This is a genomic window from Pseudomonas sp. PMCC200344 (assembly GCF_030053095.1).
Taxonomy (GTDB): Bacteria; Pseudomonadota; Gammaproteobacteria; order Pseudomonadales; family Pseudomonadaceae; genus Aquipseudomonas; species Aquipseudomonas svalbardensis.
In genome coordinates, this window is sequence record NZ_CP125618.1 from 6,191,911 (window position 1) to 6,206,831 (window position 14,921).

Annotated in this window: 13 protein-coding genes; 4 read left to right on the forward strand and 9 right to left on the reverse strand. The window is 60.1% G+C overall.

Annotated elements, in window-relative coordinates:
* Positions 1 to 20: 20 nt before the first annotated feature.
* The 8 genes from ltrA to QFW87_RS28510 all read right to left on the reverse strand — a co-directional run bounded on the left by ltrA (position 21) and on the right by QFW87_RS28510 (position 8,338).
* Entirely contained in the window at positions 21 to 1,442 is a 1,422-nt protein-coding gene (ltrA, locus tag QFW87_RS28475; RefSeq protein ID WP_283189395.1) for a group II intron reverse transcriptase/maturase, read from the reverse strand.
* A gap of 482 nt (positions 1,443 to 1,924) precedes the next feature.
* Complete coding sequence (locus tag QFW87_RS28480; RefSeq protein WP_046045098.1) at positions 1,925 to 2,383, reverse strand: Rsd/AlgQ family anti-sigma factor; 459 nt, start codon at positions 2,381 to 2,383, stop codon at positions 1,925 to 1,927.
* Positions 2,384 to 2,561: 178 nt separating this feature from the next.
* The gene (locus QFW87_RS28485; protein ID WP_283189396.1) at positions 2,562 to 3,113 is read right to left on the reverse strand and encodes a disulfide bond formation protein B; all 552 of its coding nucleotides are present in this window, start codon (positions 3,111 to 3,113) and stop codon (positions 2,562 to 2,564) included.
* A gap of 229 nt (positions 3,114 to 3,342) precedes the next feature.
* The gene (locus QFW87_RS28490) at positions 3,343 to 4,581 is read right to left on the reverse strand and encodes a heme biosynthesis protein HemY (RefSeq protein WP_283189397.1); all 1,239 of its coding nucleotides are present in this window, start codon (positions 4,579 to 4,581) and stop codon (positions 3,343 to 3,345) included.
* Complete coding sequence (locus QFW87_RS28495) at positions 4,578 to 5,732, reverse strand: uroporphyrinogen-III C-methyltransferase (protein WP_283182150.1); 1,155 nt, start codon at positions 5,730 to 5,732, stop codon at positions 4,578 to 4,580. Before QFW87_RS28495 ends, QFW87_RS28490 begins: the two co-directional genes overlap by 4 nt.
* A 16-nt stretch (positions 5,733 to 5,748) precedes the next feature.
* On the reverse strand, positions 5,749 to 6,516 hold the full coding sequence (locus QFW87_RS28500) for a uroporphyrinogen-III synthase (protein ID WP_283189398.1): 768 nt from the start codon (positions 6,514 to 6,516) through the stop codon (positions 5,749 to 5,751).
* A complete protein-coding gene (gene hemC / locus QFW87_RS28505; protein WP_283182152.1) occupies positions 6,513 to 7,454 on the reverse strand; it encodes a hydroxymethylbilane synthase in 942 nt (313 codons plus the stop codon). Before hemC ends, QFW87_RS28500 begins: the two co-directional genes overlap by 4 nt.
* A 137-nt stretch (positions 7,455 to 7,591) precedes the next feature.
* Positions 7,592 to 8,338 carry a LytTR family DNA-binding domain-containing protein gene (locus tag QFW87_RS28510; RefSeq protein ID WP_283182153.1) on the reverse strand — a complete coding sequence of 249 codons (747 nt, stop codon included), beginning with the start codon at positions 8,336 to 8,338 and terminating at the stop codon, positions 7,592 to 7,594.
* Positions 8,339 to 8,797: 459 nt separating this feature from the next.
* Here QFW87_RS28510 and argH point away from each other — a divergent pair, with 459 nt between their 5' ends.
* A complete protein-coding gene (gene argH, locus QFW87_RS28520) occupies positions 8,798 to 10,192 on the forward strand; it encodes an argininosuccinate lyase (protein WP_283189399.1) in 1,395 nt (464 codons plus the stop codon).
* A 131-nt stretch (positions 10,193 to 10,323) separates the two neighbouring features.
* On the opposite strand, the gene QFW87_RS28525 is transcribed toward argH, so the two are convergent.
* A complete protein-coding gene (locus tag QFW87_RS28525) occupies positions 10,324 to 10,983 on the reverse strand; it encodes a glutathione S-transferase (RefSeq protein ID WP_283189400.1) in 660 nt (219 codons plus the stop codon).
* A gap of 124 nt (positions 10,984 to 11,107) precedes the next feature.
* On the opposite strand from QFW87_RS28525, the gene QFW87_RS28530 reads away from it, so the two are divergent.
* The 3 genes from QFW87_RS28530 (at position 11,108) to QFW87_RS28540 (ending at position 14,916) form a co-directional block, all read left to right on the forward strand.
* The gene (locus QFW87_RS28530; protein ID WP_283189401.1) at positions 11,108 to 11,401 is read left to right on the forward strand and encodes a hypothetical protein; all 294 of its coding nucleotides are present in this window, start codon (positions 11,108 to 11,110) and stop codon (positions 11,399 to 11,401) included.
* Positions 11,402 to 11,617: 216 nt separating this feature from the next.
* Complete coding sequence (locus QFW87_RS28535) at positions 11,618 to 11,863, forward strand: TIGR02647 family protein (protein WP_008150272.1); 246 nt, start codon at positions 11,618 to 11,620, stop codon at positions 11,861 to 11,863.
* Between the two features lie 206 nt (positions 11,864 to 12,069).
* Positions 12,070 to 14,916: a class I adenylate cyclase gene (locus QFW87_RS28540; RefSeq protein ID WP_283189402.1), complete on the forward strand. Its 2,847-nt coding sequence runs from the start codon at positions 12,070 to 12,072 to the stop codon at positions 14,914 to 14,916.
* Positions 14,917 to 14,921: the final 5 nt, after the last annotated feature.

Here is a 14,921-nt window from a genome sequence, read left to right on the forward strand (position 1 = left end):
ACGGATCCGTATACGGCGGTTCAAGTTATGCGATTAAGCCGAGTTATCGTATTCAGTATTGAGACCAGACCAAGCCGATCCCACAGTTTCTTCGGTCGCGCCTGATTCATGTGTGGCGCTCCCGAGTTCCACCATGGGCCTCGGCCATTGAACGCTGATATGCAGGCGCGATGCCTACTGAGCCCCAAGCGTATCAAGTTACGAGCCCTTGTTGAGGGCTGCTTCCATTGACGCCATACGGCGCAGCGCAGCTTACGACGCACCCAGCCATCCAGTTTCTCCAGCGCTCGCTTGCCTTGGGTTAACTTGAAGTACCCAGCCCAACCACGCAGCACAGGGTTTATCCGCACGATGACGGTTGCCATCTTGCAACCCCGCGCGCCGCGTAGCAGCTCTGCGAGTCGGTCGCGTAAGCGACCCAGACTCCTCGTCGCCACTCTTAGTCTCGGCTGTCGGTGCCAGCTCATCCCATAACCCAGATAATCACAGACCCAAGGCCTTGCCACGCGGCTCTTTTCCCTATTCAGCGTCAGTTTCAGACGCTGGATCAGGAAGCACTCGACGCTGACCATCACTCGCTCGCCGGCACGGCGACTGCGCACATAAATGTTGACGTCGTCGGCGTAGCGCACGAAGCGATGACCCCGCCGTTCCAGTTCGCTGTCGAGTTCGTTGAGCCGGATGTTCGACAGCAACGGCGAAAGCGGGCCGCCTTGCGGCGTCCCTTCCTGCCGTCGGCTGACGAGTCCACCTGACATCGTTCCCGCTTCGAGGTAACGACGGATCAACGTGAGCACACGCTTGTCTTCGATTTGACGCGCCACGTAAGCCATCAGGACATCGTGGTTGACCCGATCAAAGAATTTCTCCAGATCAAGTTCCACGCACCAGCGGTGACCCGCTGCCACATGGCCGCGAGCGGTTTCGATGGCTTGGTGAGCGCTTCTGCCCGGACGAAAGCCGTAGCTGTAATCCGAGAACAGAGGGTCGAAGATCGGCGTGAGCTGTTGCAGCAAGGCCTGCTGGATCAGGCGATCCACGACGCAGGGGATACCCAGCTGCCGTGTCCCGCCTTTGGGTTTCGGAATGTCGACGGCGCGTACACCTTGTGGGTGATACTCACCGGCCAGCAACCGAGCCTTAAGGGTCGGCCAATACTGTTTCACGTAGCCTGCCAATTCGTCGACCGTCATGCCATAGGCACCCGGCGCGCCCTTGTTGCTGACTACGCGTTGATACGCACGCTTGAGGTTGGCGGGTGCAAGCACCCGCTCCATCAGCGTGTCCGGCTCCGCGTTCGTCCACGTCACAGACGCCGCCGATACCTGTGCGCTGTCAGCCGTCATCCGCGGATACTGTCCGGGACTCGGAGTAACAGTCTTCTCTGCGAGAAATTTCTGCATTTCGGTATCCAACGAGACTCTGACGCCTACCAGCGGCATAACCTGTTCGGCCCTTGGTGACGTGGTTATCCGCCACTTACTACGGCCTCGGCTGACTTCTGCACGCTCATCCCGTCGCCTCTCGGCGTTCGGTAGCACAGTGGCAAACGTGCAGATCTCCCAGGGTAATTCGCGTGACCTTCCTGCTTATGCCTGTCGGATCTACGTCGCAACGTTCCGTGCAAGTATTGGGCTTTGAGGAAGTTTGCCCCCTTACCCCGCTGCGCCGCCTAATCCGCTTCCTGTTCGTCAGGCCAGCATTTTGCCTCGGGCTTCCTTCAGATTCGCAGTCACCCGCGACACCCTTGCCTCTGGCTAACACTTCCCCTTGCCGGGTGTGTAGAGGACTTTCACCTCCAAGTCACCAGCGTGGCCACCACAGCCAAGCCGGTTGCGCTTGCGCGCAACGCGCCATGCCTGGCGCACAAACGAAAAACGGCGCGCATAGCGCACCGTTTTTGGAGGTCTTGCAGGAAGGGGGTTCAGGCCTGAACCGAATCCTCTTCCTTGTGAGCGGTGTGCAACACTTCGATCAGGCAGTCTTCCAGTTCGAAGCGCTCGTGCAACAGGCCACCCAGCTCTTTGAATTTCTCTGCCACGCATTGACCTGCATCACACAGGTCGTTGAACGCGAGCAACTTCTCGGTGATAACGTCGATGCGAGGGTAGATGGTCTCGGCCAGCTCGAGCCCGCGAGTGTCACCAAACGCCTTCGCTTCGCCGGTGAGCTGTTCGTAGATCTCGAAGTGCCCGGCAGACACGTAATCGACCAGCACGCCGCAGAATTCCTGCAACGGCTTACGGTTCTCACCCAGTGCCTCAGGCTTGGCGCCGAGAGCATCATAGGCCCGAACCAGTTCGTGACGCTCCTGCAACCAGCGATCGATCAGCAGATGCACTCCACCCCAACGTTCCTGAGCATTCTGACAACTTTCGAGCATGGTGATCTCTCTTCCCTTGTGGGTCATGCTGCCCTACACCCGTCGCACACTTGAAGGTCAAGTATCGGCCAGGCAGAGCGTCATTCGAGCAACATAATTCCAATGACACGTGCGGGCCAGATTATGCCCGCGCGACAATGGCTTCAAGGTACGCAGGAGATAAAGTTCATACAAGTGTTTAATCACCCGCCAGCGCCCGGTGCGACGAACCGCCGCTGAGCGGTCGCAGACAGGCTTTCCAGGCAACGCGCAGCAGCTGATAAATTCCCAGAATTGTCATCGCCATGAAGAACAGCAGGCTCCATTCAGGAATGCTCAGGTCGAACAGTGTCCAGGAAATCTCCGCGCACTCGGCTTCCCCTTTAAACATCTGTGTCACCTGGCAAAACCAGGGCATGTCCTCGTACTGAACAGCCAGATTGGGCGAGCACGTCAACAGCTGACGCGCTGGATCGCTCTGTAGCAATACCTGCCGCCACGCCGTGACCGTACCCGCCAGACTGCAAAACAACCCGAGCATCCAATACAGGAAAGAGCCAACGCGGCCCGGCCCATGCACCGAAGCCACCAGGCAGACACCCGCGAGCAACGCGAGGCAAAAGCGCTGCAACAGGCACAACCCGCAAGGCTTGAGGCCGACCGCATATTCCAGGTAATAGGACACGCCCAGGGCCAGGGCACCTGCAATGAAAGCCATGAAAAACAAGGAGCGTGAGCAGGCCAAAGACATGGCATTTCCGTAACAGTAGAGACAGGCGGTTACGGTAGAGGAAAGCGCTGCAGCCTTTCAAGGCAGGCCAGTGGGGACACTTCAACAGAAGTGTAGGGAATTCCCGACAGGAACGAGAGGATTTGGTGTAGTCCTCTGTAGGACTCTGCCGCTGACGGACTACAAAGGTAAAATTCTGGCAGTTTGCAGGCGACGGGATCGCTCCTTGGAGCGACCCGTCATCCACTCTTCAAGCGTGAACAGGAACCGGCAACGGTGCCGCCAACAAGCGCTCGTCCAACAAGCCCAAGCCCTCCTGGAACAACTGATTGCTGCGTTCTGTGTCACCCAGCTGCGCCAGCAGCCGCGCCAGTTCCGCGCAGGCTTCCGGGTTGCGCTGCACTCGCAGGCTGCTTTCCAGATAGTCCCGGGCCTTGCCCCAAAGGCTGCTTTGCAGACACAAGCGCCCCAGGGTCAGCAACAGGCTTGGGTCGGCCGGATGATCCTTGAGCCAGCTCTCGGCGGTGTGCAGTTGACGTGCTGGATCGCTGCCGCGAACGAGTCCGTAGAGGCGCGCCAGATGACTGTCGTAGTTGCGCTTGAGCGCCGTTCGCAGGATCTCTTCGGCCTCGACCTGAGCACCCAGTTGCCGAAGTTGCTCGGCATAAGCGAGCACCAGTTGCGGCTCCTGACGCTGAGCTGAGGTCAGCTGCTGCCAGGCGCGATTGAGCGATTGCAGGCCGACCGTCCCGTCTTCTTCCTGATGCGCCGCCAGGGACAGGTTCTCACCCCAGGCCCGGCGTTCCAGTTCGGCCAGTTCGGCCGGTGGCAGAACCTTGTCCTTGCGTAGCTCCGGCAGCAGACGAATCACGGCCGACCAGTCGCCCCGCTGTTGGTGCAAGCGCTGCAACTGGCGCAAGGTCTGGACGTTATGAGGATGACGCTCGTGCATGGCTTGCAGGGTCACCAGGGCGCCTTCGGTATCGCCACGGTCGGTCTGTAATTGTGCGTGGCTCAGGGCAATTGCCAACTCTGCCTGGGGTTGTCGCTCAAGAGCGCGTTCCAGCAGGTTGTCGCTTTCCTCGTATTGACCTTGTTCGTTCGCGGCCCGTGCAGCGCCGAGGTAGTAAAGCAAAGGCTGGCGCTCGGCTTCCGCTGCCCGATGGAGATGACGCTGCGCACTGGCCCAGCGACCTTCGGCCAGATCCAGCTGACCGTGTTCAATCGCCACCTGCACCCGGCGACTGCGATTGCGCCGCGACCAGGGATTGACCACGCCGCTGGAGGTCGTCACCAATTCGATCAACGCCTTGATGCCCCAGAACACCAGCCAGAGCACGGCGACCAACGCCAGGGTTGCCCACAGGCTCGATTCATAACGGAAGCTTTTGTAGGCGATCAGCACGTAACCGGAATGCTCGGCAATCGCCAGCCCCAGCGCGGCAGCCGCGGCGATCACCAGGAACACGATCACATAGAGGCGTTTCATGGCGTCGCCTCCTGAGCGGTGTCCGCGGCAGGTTTGGCCATCGGTTTGATCGAGTCCTCGGCGTTGACATTACGCCGCTCCAGATACCCCTGAACCGCACTCAGCGTGCCGGTCAGATCTGGCGTGACGACGGTGACCGGTTGCTTGCTCAACTCGCCAACCTGCTCAAGCATCACTTTGCTCTGAGGATTGTCCGGGTTGAAGTTGCCCTTGAGCACGTCCCGCGCTTCGGCCAGCGCCTGGGTATAAACCGCGGCCTGGCCATTGAGCGCGGCCCATTGCGCCTGCTCCAGCGCCAGGCTCAGGGCCAGGCGCACCTGGCTCAGGCTCTGCCCGGCCAGCAACGGACGCACATTCTTGTCGGCGTTGAAGTCGATGCGGATGTAGCGCGAGACCTGATCCCACCATTGCGCCCAACGACTGGCGCCGTCGCCATCAGCGGTGAGACCCAACAGGGATTCACCACGGTCCTTGTACTCGGGTGCCAGCTCGGTGAGGCTGATCACCTGATCGCGCAGCGCCCCCAGTCGCAGGAACAGACCGGTGCGATCCGGCTGTTGGGTGCTACGCAATGCCACCAGCGTTTTGGCCACTTGCTCGCGAGCGGCAAAAGAGCCCGGGTCGTTCTGTTCGCGCAGAATTTCATCGGCGCCCTGCACCAAAGCCTGGGCACTGCTGATGTCCTGCAACGCGGAAAGACGCAGGCTGGCCAGGCGCAGCAGGTGCTCGGCCTCGGCCAGACGCCAATCCTTGCGGCTGGCGCCGAGAACCGTTTCCAGGCGTTGATTCAAGCGCTGCTGATCGCCTTGAAGCTGAATGACCAAACGACTGCGCGCGTCGAGTTCGTCGGCGGCAGGCATTTGTTCCAGGCGAGCAGTCAGGCGTTGCTCATTGAGCTTCAGGTCCTGCGCCTGATCGTTCAATGCCTGGACCTGACTCAACTGCAGTTGAGTATTGGCTTGCAGGTGACGCACCTGCCAGACTCCCCAACCGCCCACGGCAACACCGGCAGCGCCCAGCAGCAGCGCGACGATTGCCAACCCATTGCCTCGGCGCTGCACTGCAGCAGGTGGCCCAGTTTCAACCGGTGCTTCTACCGGTGCATCAAGCACTGGCTGGACGTCATCTTTAGGCAAGGCTGTTTCGCTCACGTATCCATCCTTTGCATTAGAGAACGGGTCCGGGATGCTCCCGCAACGCCGTCAGCAAAGCCGCGGCACTGGCGCCGCGACAATCCACAACTGTTTGGGCCCCGGCGGCACGTGCCAGCTCGGCGACCCTGGGGCTTGGAACAAACAACGGCAACCGCGCCAATTGCGGCCAGGCATCGCCGGCCAACTGATGCAGGTGCTCAAAACCCTGTCCACTGCTGACCACCAGCCCGTTCAAGCGTTCCGCTTCGATCAGGTCAGGCAGCGCTGCCGGCGGGTATTGCGGCAGGTCACGGCGGTACAACTCCAGATACTCGACACTAGCACCAAGCTCGCGCAAACGCTCAGCCAGCAACTCGCGCCCGCCCTCCCCGCGCATGATCAGCACGCGTGGACCGGGCCGTGCGATTGCCTCGCGCAACTGAGGAAGTTCAAGCAAGGCTTCGCTGTCATCGCCATCCACCGGAAAGCGGATATCCAACCCGCGATCCTCGAGGATCTGCGCGGTGGCTGCGCCCACGCTGAACCACTTCAATCGAGGGGGTTGCGGCCGATACCTGTCGAGCAGATCCACAGCAATTCTGGCGGCCGGTTTGCTGACCACGATCACCGCGCAATAGCGATCCAGCCCCTGAATCACCTCGCGCATTGTGTCAGAGGCAGGAATCGGCTCGATCTCCAAAAGCGGCAAACTGCTGCTGAAAATCCCCTTTTCGGCCAAAAGACTGCTCAGCGCCGCCGACTCATCCGCGGGACGCGTCAGCAGCAGGCGCCAGCCCGTCACTCGTGACCTGCCTCGCCGTAGACTGCTTTCAGGATGTCGTTGGCGCCTTGACTCAGCAGGTCTTCAGCCACTTGCACACCCAGGGCTTCGGCGTCGCTGCGTGGCGCACGAGCCTCGGCGCTGAGCAGCAGACCGCCATTCGGATCACCGACAAGACCACGCAACCAGATCTGCTCGCCTTCAAGCACGGCATAGCAGGCGATCGGCACTTGGCAGCCGCCATTCAAATGTTTGTTGAGAGCACGTTCGGCGGTCACGCGGGTGGCGGTGTCCTGATGGTGCAGCGGTACCAACAGCGCGTGAATTTCGCTGTCGACGCTGCGGCATTCGATACCCACCGCACCTTGGCCACCGGCCGGCAGACTGTCATCGACGCTGATGGCCGAGGTAATCCGATCTTCAAAGCCGAGACGAATCAGGCCGGCGGCGGCGAGGATAATGGCGTCGTATTCGCCGGCATCGAGCTTGGCCAGGCGCGTGTTGACGTTGCCGCGCAGGAAGCGAATTTCCAGGTCCGGACGACGGGTCAGCAACTGGGCCTGACGGCGCAGGCTGGAGGTGCCGACGATGCTGCCTTGCGGCAATTCGTCCAGACTGGCGTAGGTGTTGGAGACGAATGCATCGCGCGGGTCTTCTCGCTCGCAGATGCAAAACAGACCGAGGCCTTCAGGGAAGTCCATCGGCACGTCTTTCATCGAGTGCACGGCGATGTCGGCTTCGTTTTCTAGCAGCGCGGTTTCCAGTTCTTTGACGAACAGGCCCTTGCCGCCGATTTTCGACAGTGGCGAGTCGAGCAACTTGTCACCACGACTGACCATGGGCACCAACGTCACGAGCAGACCCGGATGGGCCTCTTCCAGACGGGCTTTGACGTATTCGGCCTGCCACAGGGCGAGTGCACTTTTACGGGTGGCGATGCGGATTTCGCGAGAGGACATGGATCAATCCGTACTGAATAGATACGGCGGATAATAACAGCTCAGCCAAATCCACTTTGACTTGTATCAGAAACCGCGTGGCCTCCCTGGCCTCAGACATCCAGCAATCGGGATAAAACCCGCCCGTAAATGGCGGATTAAAGCTGTTGCATCATCTTGCGCACGCCGGCCACATGCCGTCGGCTGACGATCAGGGCGTCGCCGTTCAAGCCTTTGAGGAACAGCTGAAAATGCCCCAGAGGCGTGCGTTGCAGGCGTTCGATGCGTTCGCGGGCGACCAGCGCGTTGCGGTGGATTCGCACGAAGCGGTCGCCAAATTCATCTTCAAGGGCCTTGAGCGGCTCATCCAGCAGCACTTCGCCGCCTTCGTGGCGCAAGGTCACGTATTTGTGATCCGCAATGAAGTAGACCACCTGACCCAACGGGATCAGTTCGATACCTTTACGGGTACGGGCGCTGATGTGGCTGCGCGGGCCGCTGCCACTTTCGGCGGCGGGACGGGTCAGGGCCGCGAGCTGGACGCGATTGGGCCGCTCGGCTTTTTTCAACGCTTCATGCAATTGTTCTGTACGCACAGGTTTCACCAGATAGCCTACGGCGCTGGCCTGTAAGGCTTCCACGGCAAATTCATCGGGCCCTGTGCAAAACACCACGGCGGGCGGGGTTTCGCGTTCGCACAATCGTGCAGCCACTTGCAGGCCATCGAGGCCTGGCATGCCGATATCGAGCAGCACGATATCGGGTTTGTGGCTGTCGATCAGAGCCAACGCCTCATCGCCGTTCGTGGCGCTAGGCTCCAGGACACTGTATCCCTCGAGTTCGCCAACCATTCGGCTCAGGCGCTCGCGGACAAGGGGTTCGTCATCAACGATCAGGACATTCATATTGCGCTGGATTCCTGCGTGAGTCTCGCACAAGGATAGCGTAGACAGGTGAAGTGACGTCCGTCACCGCGATCCACGCTAAGACTAGCGCGAGGGCCAAAAAGTGCCGCCCGTCCGACGGCTAAATTTTCATCTGTCGTGCGTTTGGCGGCCCAGGCCCGCGTTGGCGAGGCATCGCCGTAGGGTTTGTTGATACACAATATGAACACCCCCTCTTCTTATAGTCAGCTGCAGCGTCTGGAACTGCGCTGATCCTACTGTCCAACTGTAGACGGTTGCCGGCACGATATTGCTCAAATGAAAAATATCGTTGCGCAAATCCCCTCGGTGTTGACTCGAGTATGGACCGCCGCCTGAGAAAAAAACCTATCGACCAGTGCCAGCGACAGGATTGGCAACCCTGTTATTATCCGCGACAGCTTTCTACGCCATTTTTCTTCAGCCGACACGAGCGAATTCATGAGCACTGACAAGACCAATCAGTCCTGGGGCGGCCGCTTCAGTGAACCCGTCGACGCCTTCGTCGCCCGCTTCACCGCCTCCGTCACTTTCGACCAGCGCCTGTATCGCCACGACATCATGGGCTCGATCGCTCACGCCACGATGCTGGCCAAGGTCGGCGTGCTGACCGATGCCGAGCGCGACAGCATCACTGATGGCCTGAAGACCATCCAGGGTGAAATCGAGGCCGGCCAATTCGACTGGCGCATCGACCTCGAAGACGTGCACATGAACATCGAGGCGCGTCTGACCGACCGCATCGGCGTCACCGGTAAAAAGCTGCACACCGGCCGCAGCCGTAACGACCAGGTCGCCACCGACATCCGTCTATGGCTGCGTGACGAGATCGACCTGATCCTGAGCGAAATCACCCGCCTGCAAAAAGGCTTGCTGGAGCAGGCCGAGCGCGAAGCCGGCAGCATCATGCCAGGCTTCACTCACCTGCAAACCGCGCAGCCGGTGACGTTCGGGCACCACATGCTGGCCTGGTTCGAGATGCTCAGCCGCGACTACGAGCGTCTGGTCGACTGCCGCAAACGTACCAACCGCATGCCGCTGGGCAGCGCCGCACTGGCGGGTACCACCTACCCGATCGACCGCGAATTCACCGCCCAACTGTTGGGCTTCGACGCTGTTGGTGGTAACTCGCTGGACAACGTGTCCGATCGTGACTTCGCCATAGAGTTCTGCTCGGCCGCGAGCATCGCGATGATGCACCTGTCGCGCTTCTCCGAAGAGCTGGTGCTGTGGACCAGCGCGCAGTTCCAGTTCATCGATCTGCCGGACCGTTTCTGCACCGGCAGCTCGATCATGCCGCAAAAGAAAAACCCGGACGTTCCAGAGCTGGTGCGTGGCAAGACCGGCCGCGTATTCGGCGCGCTGATGGGCCTGCTGACCCTGATGAAAGGCCAGCCACTGGCCTACAACAAGGACAACCAGGAGGACAAAGAGCCACTGTTCGACGCCGCCGACACGTTGCGCGACTCACTACGGGCCTTTGCCGACATGATCCCGGCGATCAAACCCAAGCACGCAATGATGCGTGAAGCAGCCCTGCGCGGTTTCTCCACCGCTACCGACCTGGCCGACTACCTGGTTCGCCGCGGCCTGCCGTTCCGTGACTGCCACGAAATCGTTGGCCATGCCGTGAAGTACGGCGTGGAAAGCGGTAAAGACCTGGCGGAAATGAGCCTGGAAGAGCTGCGCAAGTTCAGCGACCAGATCGATCAGGACGTGTTTGCCGTGTTGACGCTGGAAGGCTCGGTGAATGCCCGCGACCACATCGGCGGGACTGCGCCGACACAGGTCAAGAAGGCTGTGGCTCGCGGCCAGGCATTGCTCGCCAGCCGCTAAGCAGTCAAAAAGCATCGTCGGAACGCCGCCCGGAGCCGGCTCGCTCCCACATTGGATTGGCGGTGGACACAAAATTTGTGAACACCACAGATCCACTGTGGGAGCAACTGTCTTGAAGACGCTGCAAAAACCTACTTCTTGGACGCGACCATCGCCAAAAACGCTGGCATTGCCGCGTCCTTGTCCTTCGCAATCCGCTGCACATTCGGATTTTGTCCCAGACGCTCCAGCAACGCCTTGGCCGCCGGCATCTCGGCCAGCAAATCCAGGTCAAACAGCTTCTGCGCTACCGCACAGGCCAGCGGCACGCTGTAGAGGAAATACAAATCCGCAATGCTCAGGCTGTCACCTGCCACATAAGGGGCGAACTTGCCGTGCCTGCCCAGTGAGGCAAACCCCAGCAGCAACTCGGCTTTGGTCTTGTCCTTGATCGCATCCGGCACCGTCATGCCGAAAAATGCTTCGGCGTAGCAGGCACGCCCAGGCAATTCGATGTACAGCTCGATTTCCTTGGCCAGTGCCAGGACCTGCGCCCGCTCAAAGGGATCACTCGGCAACAGCGGCGTGCCTTTCTGGCTGTGTTCGAGGAACTCAAGAATCACGCTGGTTTCGTTGACGAAACCCTGTTCGACGCCCAGCACCGGCACCTTCCCGCGCGGGCTGATGGCTAATGCCTCGGGGCTCGGCCTCGGGTAAAACAGCACCTCTTCAAACGGCAGTCCCTTCTCGAGCAGCGCCAGCTTGACCATGTTGTAGTAGTTGCTGACGGAAAATCCATAAAGCTTGAGCATCACATATCCTCCAGGCCGTGCGGGGTTGGCAGGTGCCTTTTATAGAACGCCGCGACGTTTCTTGCCAGCAGCATCACAGCGCTGAATGCAGGTAAACTGGCCGCCTTAACTTGAGGAGCCTGCCATGAGCGAGCCAACCCCCGGCATCAACGACGACATCGACGAAGAAGAGTTTGCCGAAAACACCCTGGTCGAAGCCATCGAAAACCAGATCGAAAGCGAAAACCCGCCGGCCGCCAAGGCAACCTTCAACAAGCTGACATTGGTGGGTTACGAGCGTGAAGAAATCCTTAATCTGATGGCCCACGTTCTGGCGGTGGAAATCGACGCGATCCTCGAAGAAGACCGCGCGTTCAACACTGAATGGTATGAAACTGCGTTACGTGCGCTGCCAGAGTTGCCGCCGGAAAAGAAATAAAATCAAAAGATCGCACCTGTCGAAGGTTGCGATCTTTTTCAATTCAGGCAACCGTTTCTCAGACCCTGACTACACTGAATCCACCCCGCTGCCGCGTCACCAAACGGGGAATGCTTCCCGAGGCGAAAAAACCCTGTCGCGAGCACTGGACATGCCGCCCGAGTGGGATCACCTTAGGGACGCTGTCGTCCAATTCCTAGAAAGTCTGGAGTCCTTATGTCGCTTACCCCTGAGTTGGTTGCCGAACTGGAAATCCTCGCACTCTTCAACCTGGACAGTTCCCAGGAGGGTTTGAAAATTCATCAGACCGCTGCCCCGAAAGCCATTGCCGCCGCCCAAAGACTGTTCGACAAAGAACTGATCACCCAGCCAGATGGTGGTTATCTGACCAGCCTGGGCCGTGACGCCGCGCAAAATGTGCAAACCGTTCTGACCATTCTCAACGTCCGGGAAACTGCCTGAGCATTACCGTAGCGCCCACGGAAACCCCTGCTACGGGATTTCCGCGGGCACATTTCGTTACCTGCCCTGTTGCCTGCCGTCGCCCCGCGATAAAAATCTGACGCCAGAAAAAACAAAATCAGCTTAAAAGTCCTGGAGCCGAGGCGCTAAACTGCCCTCATCCGCAGACATCCACGTCTGAGCCCCGCGAGCCGGTTTGAGCTGACATGACCCGCCACCATGAAATCCGCCCCGATCTGGACGAGGGAATCGACCGCAAGGTTCTCAGCCAGCTGCGCGCACGTTTTCTGAAGCTCAACGAAGGCCGTATGGCCCGCGCCATGGAAGGGTTATCGACTCGCCAGCAAGCGGTGCTGACCTTGTTGCCGCTGTTTTTCCACGTCAATCATCCGCTGTTGCCTGGGTACGTTTCGGGCAGCACACCGGCCGGGCTGTCGAATTACGAACCCGACGCCAACACCCTCGCCGAAGCCCAGCGCCTGACCCGCTCGTTTTCCTATAAGCCCCGCCATGGCAGCAATCCGCCGCGACCGATTCACGGCCTGTTCCTGATGGGCAGCCTCGGCACCCTCGCCCAGGCCGACCAGAGCGACATGGACGTGTGGGTCTGTCATGGGCCGGACTTGAGCGAAAGTGACCTCGCTGAACTGCGCAAAAAATGCCAGCTCCTCGAAGTCTGGGCCGCCAGCCAGGGCGCCGAGGCGCATTTCTTCCTGATCGACCCGACCCGTTTCGTACGCGGTGAACGTGATACGCAACTGAGCTCGGAAGACTGCGGCACCACCCAGCATTATCTGCTACTGGATGAGTTTTATCGCACCGCGATCTGGCTGGCCGGACGCACGCCCGTCTGGTGGCTGGTGCCGGTCTACGAAGAAGCGAGCTACGACCGTTACACCCACACGCTGATGTCCAAGCGCTTCATCCGTGCCGATGAAACCCTCGACCTTGGGCATCTGGCCTATATCCCGCCGGGGGAGTTCATCGGCGCCGGACTCTGGCAGTTGTTCAAGGGCATCGAGTCGCCGTACAAATCGGTCCTCAAACTGCTGCTGATCGAGGTCTACGCCAGCGAACACCCCAAGGTTCATTGCCTGAGCCTGCGCTTCAAGCAAGCGGTGTTTGCCAATCGGCTCGACCTTGACGAGCTGGACCCGTACGTCGTGGTCTACCGACGCATCGAGGAATACCTCACCGCCCGTGGCGAGCCGGAACGGCTGGAACTGGTACGCCGGGCGTTGTACCTGAAGGTCAATCGCAAACTCACCGGCAGCAGCGGTCGCACTCAGAGCTGGCAGCGTTCGTTGCTCAAACGCCTGGCCCACGAATGGCAGTGGGATCATCGTCAACTGGCCCTGCTCGATAGCCGCAGCCAGTGGAAAGTCCGTCAGGTCAGCTCTGAACGCAGGGCCTTGGTCAACGAGCTCAATTACAGCTATCGCTTCCTGACCCAGTTCGCCCGCAACGAACAGACCGTCAGCCTGATCAACAAGCGCGACCTCAACGTGCTGGGTCGACGGCTGTACGCAGCTTTCGAGCGCAAGGGCGACAAGGTCGAGTTCATCAACCCTGGCATCGCCCCGGACTTGGCCGAAGACACCCTCACGCTGGTGCACGCGCCGAACAAAAAAGAATCGGGTCAAACTCAGTGGGGCTTGTACAACGGCAGCCTGACGGCCCTCGAATGGGAGCATTTCGCACCGATCAAGCGCGGCCGCCAATTGCTGGAGCTGCTGACCTGGTGTCACCGCAATGGCGTGATCGACAGCAGCACTCGCCTGGCCTTGCATCCCGGCAGCAGCGACCTGAGCGAGTTCGAGCTGTTCAACCTGCTCGGCAGCCTGCAACAGAGCATCGCCCTGCCCCTGACGACCGTCGCCGAAGAACCGTTACTGCGCGCCAGTGAGCCGAGCGAAGTGCTGATTCTGGTGAATGTCGGGGTCGATCCACTCAAGCACCACCGCGACCTGAACATCCTGATGACCACCGAGCGCACCGATTCCCTCAGTTACGCCGGCGTCCGGGAAAACCTGGTGCTGACCCTGGATCAGGTCACGCTCAACAGTTGGAACGAAGTGCTGGTCAGCCGCTTCGACGGCCCCCACGCGCTGCTCGACTGCGTGCGTGATTACCTCAACAACCTGCCCGGCGGGCTACACCAACCCACGTTGCGGGTTCGTTGCTTCTGCCACAACCGCGCACAGTTCATCGCCCGGCGGGTAGAAGAGATCCTCGACACCGCGCAGAACCTGCTGTTGAGCAAACTCAATCATCGCTACCTGATTCAGGTCCAGCAGCACTACCACGTGCTGGAACTGGTGCCCGGCCAGGTCAATCATGTCGCCCTCGCCACGCTGCCGGCGCTGGTCGATTACCTGGGCGAAGTGCTGGCAAGCTACAGCCCACTTCACCTGGACCCGATGGCATTGGAAGACCAAGACCTGGCGCTGGTCCTGCCGATGGGCCAGCCCGATTGCATTCAGGTGTTCTACCGGATCAACGAATACCGAGCCGATCTGTACGTACTGGATGAATTCAATGCCCTGTGGCAACAGCGCTTGCCCTACCACGACGAGCAGAGCCTGCTGGTGCCGCTGCAACGTTTCCTGCAATCGATCCAGTACCGGCGCGACGCCTTGCTGCCGATGGACGTCGCCCAGCCGCTGAACCTGGACACCTTGTATTACCAACTGCTGCCCTCCGGCCCCGTACGGGCGCGTCGGGTCGAAGCTCGGCCAGCGCCGCAAACCCCGGTCAACAAACCGTTCTACGACGTGCAGGCGATAGTCGGCAAAGCCGCACCGGGACAGGTGCAGGTCACGTTGTATTGCAATCAGCGGGAATTTTCAGAGTTGGAACATGGCGACCAACTGTTCAGCGTGGTCGCCCGGGAAATCGTCGAGCAGCGCCGTGAAACCGAACGCTATCGCTGCTACATCACCGACCTGGACCTGTCGGGCCTGCTCGGTGATGGTCAGAGTTCAAGCATTTTGTATTTGCGCTACAAGGCTGACCTGGAGCGCGCATTGAACGAGGCGCTCGAGCAGGTCTGAGGGGT

Coding starts and splice junctions, on each gene's coding strand:
- hemC (WP_283182152.1), bottom strand. CDS start 7,454: ATGTCCTCTCGCGAAATCCGCATCGCCACCCGTAAAAGTGCACTCGCC.
- QFW87_RS28510 (WP_283182153.1), bottom strand. CDS start 8,338: ATGAATGTCCTGATCGTTGATGACGAACCCCTTGTCCGCGAGCGCCTG.
- QFW87_RS28525 (WP_283189400.1), bottom strand. CDS start 10,983: ATGCTCAAGCTTTATGGATTTTCCGTCAGCAACTACTACAACATGGTC.
- QFW87_RS28535 (WP_008150272.1), top strand. CDS start 11,618: ATGTCGCTTACCCCTGAGTTGGTTGCCGAACTGGAAATCCTCGCACTC.
- QFW87_RS28490 (WP_283189397.1), bottom strand. CDS start 4,581: ATGAAACGCCTCTATGTGATCGTGTTCCTGGTGATCGCCGCGGCTGCC.
- ltrA (WP_283189395.1), bottom strand. CDS start 1,442: ATGCCGCTGGTAGGCGTCAGAGTCTCGTTGGATACCGAAATGCAGAAA.
- QFW87_RS28480 (WP_046045098.1), bottom strand. CDS start 2,383: ATGCTCGAAAGTTGTCAGAATGCTCAGGAACGTTGGGGTGGAGTGCAT.
- QFW87_RS28485 (WP_283189396.1), bottom strand. CDS start 3,113: ATGTCTTTGGCCTGCTCACGCTCCTTGTTTTTCATGGCTTTCATTGCA.
- argH (WP_283189399.1), top strand. CDS start 8,798: ATGAGCACTGACAAGACCAATCAGTCCTGGGGCGGCCGCTTCAGTGAA.
- QFW87_RS28540 (WP_283189402.1), top strand. CDS start 12,070: ATGACCCGCCACCATGAAATCCGCCCCGATCTGGACGAGGGAATCGAC.
- QFW87_RS28530 (WP_283189401.1), top strand. CDS start 11,108: ATGAGCGAGCCAACCCCCGGCATCAACGACGACATCGACGAAGAAGAG.